Source organism: Ideonella sp. P3_A4, from assembly GCF_056403075.1.
This window is the reverse complement of sequence record NZ_JBFUGE010000442.1, coordinates 1-4990: the sequence shown is the minus strand read 5'-3', so window position 1 is coordinate 4990 and position 4990 is coordinate 1. Positions and strand designations below refer to the sequence as shown.

General features: G+C 64.7%; 2 protein-coding genes and 1 pseudogene. All 3 read left to right on the top strand.

Going from position 1 to position 4990, the window contains the following annotated elements; genetic code table 11:
- Nucleotides 1-638: 638 nt before the first annotated feature.
- Nucleotides 639-2576: a hypothetical protein gene (locus AC1DYI_RS26315; RefSeq protein WP_477207084.1), complete on the top strand. Its 1938-nt coding sequence runs from the start codon at nucleotides 639-641 to the stop codon at nucleotides 2574-2576.
- 62 nt (nucleotides 2577-2638) lie between these two features.
- A complete protein-coding gene (locus tag AC1DYI_RS26310) occupies nucleotides 2639-4540 on the top strand; it encodes a hypothetical protein (RefSeq protein ID WP_477207083.1) in 1902 nt (633 codons plus the stop codon).
- 93 nt (nucleotides 4541-4633) lie between these two features.
- Nucleotides 4634-4990: pseudogene (locus AC1DYI_RS26305) on the top strand (hypothetical protein); the annotation flags it as partial.

Below are 4990 nucleotides of genomic sequence, written 5' to 3'. Positions count from 1 at the left end.
GCTTTGCGGTCCAGGCGAGGCGAGGGCGGGAAAGCGGCATGTCGGCTCCGTTCGAGAAACCTGCCCGAGGCACCCGGGCAACAGAAAGCGCTTTCTACTTCAGGAAACGTTAAGGTTGCATTTATAGAAAACCCTAGACGTTCAGGCAAGGCCGAGGCGGATTCACATACTCAATTGCTGGTCAATCTTTGGTGTCAAACGGGTCGAAGTACCGGGGTTTCGAGTGGAGCGCCCGGTACGGCGGCGGTACTTTGTTGCAGCGACCCCAAACCATCGCATCGATGACATCGCTGTCGGCGTTCGATCGTGTGGTGATGAAAACGTTATCCACCCACACGTCAGGCAACCGCTGTTGCCACTGGTTTCATTCTGGTTATGTGCCTTGCGGGGTCATTGGAATCAGTTCCAAAGGCATGGCCTATAACCCGGCCGGCGCAGGCCAAGTGCCTTGCGACATGAGTCATCGCATCACTTGGTGAAAACCCGATCGGCGGCTTGATTCTGGAACTGAAAGGTCGTCCCGAATGCTCAACAGAATAGTTGTTGACAATTACTCCAACAGGTCGGCTGGGTTTTTCAAGCGCGTTGCGCGGGACGTTCGCAGCGGCATCCGCGCGTGGGTGGTCGGCGGCTGCCTGTTGGTTGCCGGCTCCGCGCAGGCAGACCTGACCTGGCCCACCAAGCAGTTGTTGCCCAGCTTCCCAGCGCCCAGGCTGGTGCAAGACCTGATCACGCTGCGCGAAACCCCGCTGAGCTGGGAGGCCGAAGGCCCGTTCATCTCGCACGGCACAGGCCACGCAGACGGCGACGGCTGGCTCTGCCAGACCGGCATCGACACGCCGAACGCGCACATGGTCTACGGCCCGTACGACACCAGCGTGCCAGCGGGGCCGAACACGGCTGAGTTCCAGCTCAAGATCGACAACAACAACGCCAACAACGACCCGCAAGTCGTGATCGATGTTCGCGATGCGACCAGCGGCGCAATGCTCGCGCAGCGAACCATCAACCGGATGGACTTCCCGGTCGCCGGCCAGTACACGACCTTCCAGCTGCCGTTCAACCTGGCCGCCGCCAACCACTCACTCGAACTGCGTGTGTACTGGCTCGGCGGCGCCTACATCAAGGTTGACAGGGTCGGCGTGACGCAAGGCCCGAGCTCGGATGAGATGTACCTGTTCGCCTCGCTCAAGGGCATCGTCAACTTCAAGAAGCCGCGCATCTTTTCTTACGAGGGCGACGCGTTCGCCGAAGGCCCCACCACCTGGTTGCAATCGCTCGGCCTGCAGTGGACCGAGGTCAGCGACAAGTGGAGCCTGATCACCAAGTACCGCGACTCGCTCGCAGGCCTGGTCGTCTACGACCCGGCACAACCCGACACCATCAACCTTGCGACGACGATCGCGCGCAAGCGCAAGGCACTGATCACGTCGCCCACGCTGGCCGCCAAGCTGACCGCAGCGCCGTACAACCTGCCGATCCTCGTCGACTTCCGCGGCCAGTTCAGCAGCAAGCTGCAGGTCTACCAGACGCTGTTCGACAGCTACTGGCCGACGTTGACGCACCGCGCGGTGGTCAGCATCTCGCCGACCATCCACAAAGCCGCCGTTCGCGAATACGCCACCGCGGTGGGCACGGCAACCATCTGGCTCGACCCGCGCGTGCCAGGCGAGAGCGAGCTGCTGAACAAGTTTCTCGCCAGCATGGGCGCCAGCACCGTGATGCTGGGCTGGTGGCCGGAAGAGGGCAGTGGCGTCGAACGCGCATCGCAATACGGCATCGCCACCGTGGCGAGCGACTGGTCGAGCAACCTCACGGTGCACAGCGGCACCTCGCGCGCCATCCAGATTGCGCCCACGCCGACCAAGCCGCCGCTGCAGAACAAGCTCTACGTCGCCTTCATCCTGAGCGACGGCGACAACCTGCAATACGTCGAGCACCTGATGCGCAAGCTCTGGAACAACCCGGACCGCGGCAAGGTGCCCATCGGCTGGACGGTGTCGCCAGCGATGGTCGACGCAATGCCCGGCGCATTGAACTTCTTCCACACCACATCGACGGTCAATGACAACCTGATCTCCGGCCCCTCGGGCTACGGCTACACCTACCCGAACTCGTGGACCAACGCCGCGGCGCTGGACCAGTTCGTCGCCAAGACCGAGCGCTACAACAAGAAGGCCGGGCTGAAGGTGATCACCGTGTGGAACACGATCACCGGCGGCATCAGCCAATCGTCCGGCAACGCCTATGCGCGCAACGCGCCCACGCTGCTGGGCCTGACCGCGCAGAACACCGGTGGCGGCCTGAACATCTACAACAACAGCCTGCCGGGCATGGCGCTGTCGTGCAACTACTGCACCGATGAGCAAGCGATGAAGAACCACATTGCCTCGGCCGCTGCAGGCTGGAACGGCGCGTCACCGCGCTTCATCCTGATCCAGGCCCAGCCCTGGACCAACGTGACGCCGACGACCTTCCTGAACGTCGCCAACAGCCTGGGCAGCGACTACGTCGTCGTTCGGCCGGACACCGCCTTTCAACTGCTTCGCGAGGCCAACGGCCTGCCGTGGTGGTGATGACCGCGGCCGCCGTTGCGTCTTGATTCATGTCCCGATTCATGCCCTGAGGAGAAGTGTCGATGAGAGTGAACATCCAACCCCGTTGGCTGGCCGCGMTGGCCAGCGCCGTGACCGGTGTGCTGGCTTGCGCCGCGGCGCAGCCTGCGCTCGCGGTCACCCGCGGTGCGAACGTGCCGTGGACCGAATACCAGGCCGAGAACGGCCAGACCAATGCGCAGGTGCTGGGCCCCAGCCGGCAGAAGTGGGACGCCAACCACATCGAGGCCGAAGCCATCGGCCGCAAGGCGGTGCGGCTCAACAAGACCGGCGACTACGTTTCGTTCACCAACCAAAAAGCCGCCAATGCCATCGTCGTCCGCTATTCGATACCCGATTCCGCTGGTGGCGGTGGCATCGACGCCACGCTCGGCCTGTACATCAACGGCGCGCGAGTGCGCACGCTGCCCCTCACGTCGCGCTACTCATGGTCGTACCTCGGCGGCAAGATCGGTGACCCCGTCGTCGACGTTCCCGGCCCGCAGCCGCACACCTTCTTCGACGAAGTCCGCATGCGGGTCGACCCGATCCCGCAAGGCGCGACCGTCATGCTCAAGCGCGACGCCCAAGACAACGCGCCTTTCTACGTCATCGATCTGGTCGATCTGGAGCAAGCTCCGCCCCCGTTGACGATGCCCGAGGGCTTCACCTCGGCGACCCAATTCGGCATCTTCCCGGACGACGGCCTCGACCACGCCGACGACATCCTGCGGGCCATGCGCTCGACGAGCAAGCTGTGGTTCCCRCCCGGCAACTACCAGGCCAACGTCATCCACGGCGGCAACGTCGGGCTCGACAACCCGGGCATCGAGGTGCGCGGCGCCGGCATGTGGCACACCAACATCCGCGGCCCGAAGTCGATGTTCTTCTGCTACGGCGCCACGGCCCGCTGCGTGTTCGGCGACTTCTCGATCTTCGGTGAATCGAAGGCCCGCGACGAAGAGACCAACGGCCCGCAGAAGGCCTTTGCCGGCCCGATGGGCAAGAACAGCCTAATCGAGAACCTGTGGATCGAGCACAAGGTGGCGGCCATCTGGGTGGGCAACGACCCGCCGTACCAGACGCAGCCGACCGACGGCCTCATCATCCGCAACTGCCGCATCCGCAACACTTACGCCGATGGCGTGAACCTCGACAACGGCACCTCGAACTCGGTCGTCGAGAACTGCCACATGCGCAACACCGGCGACGACGCGGTGGCGATCTGGTCGATTCAATGGACGAAGTGGGTCGCCTACAAGACCTACGAGTTCGGCCCGAACTTCTTCACCGACGAGCAGCGTGACGCGCCGGACCAGGGCATCGGCCACGGCAACATCGTTCGCCACGTCTCGGTGCAGATGCCGTGGCGCGCCAACTGCTTCGCGGTCTACGGCGGGGCCGACAACATGTTCCGCGACAGCATCTGCGAAGACGTGTTGACCTACCCCGGCATCCTGATCGACCACGAGTTCAGCCCGTACCCGTTCACCAAGCCGCGCACGACCTTCCAGAACATCTCGCTGACGCGCGCCGGCGGCACGATGTTCCGCGAAGACGGCCCCAACCCGTGGCACCACGGTGCGCTGAAGTTCTACCTGCGCGAGGGGAACATCACCGACATCTACGTGAACGACGTGGACATCATCGAGCCGACCTACGCCGGCATCGAGTTCCGCGGCTTCGGCACAGCTTACGTCCAAGGTGAACGCATCCCACCGTATGCGCTGCAGGCGGCCGACAACGCGACGATGGCCCGAGTCAAGCTCGAGAACGTGCACGTCAAGCGCGCCGGCACCTACGGCATCGAGGTGGCCGACGGCGGTGGGCGCGGCTCGGTGCGCTTCGTCGGCGTCACCGTCGCCGGCTCGGGCGTGGCGCCGCTGCAGCGCGAGAACGCGCCCGACAGCTTCTTCGACAAGGGCAAGGGCAACAAGGGCTGGTGACCAGCCTGCAAGGCGGCGCCTCGTGCATCCGTGCATGGGGCGCCGCGCCGCTGTGCCTGAACCGTTCGCATCACAAACTACCAGAGACAACGCATGACACCCAAATTCCTGTTGGCGRTGTTGGCCAGCGCCGCGGTGCTGGCCGGCTGCGGCGGCGGGGCAGCAGATGACTCTTCTGCCGCACCCAGCGCCAGCGAGCGCGCGCAGGCGCTGTCGGCCGCGCCCGAATCTGTGGCGTCGCCACTCGCACCCGCGCCGCGCATGACCACGCCGTGGACGGACGCTGCACTGCAAGCGCCCGTGCCTCTGCCCGAATACCCGCGCCCGCAGATGACTCGCACCGACTGGGTCAACCTGAACGGGATGTGGGCCTACCGCGGCGGCGCCGGCGCGCCCGATGCCGAGCACCCACCCGTCAGCGCACCGAGCTTCCCGCAGAACCCCGAGCAG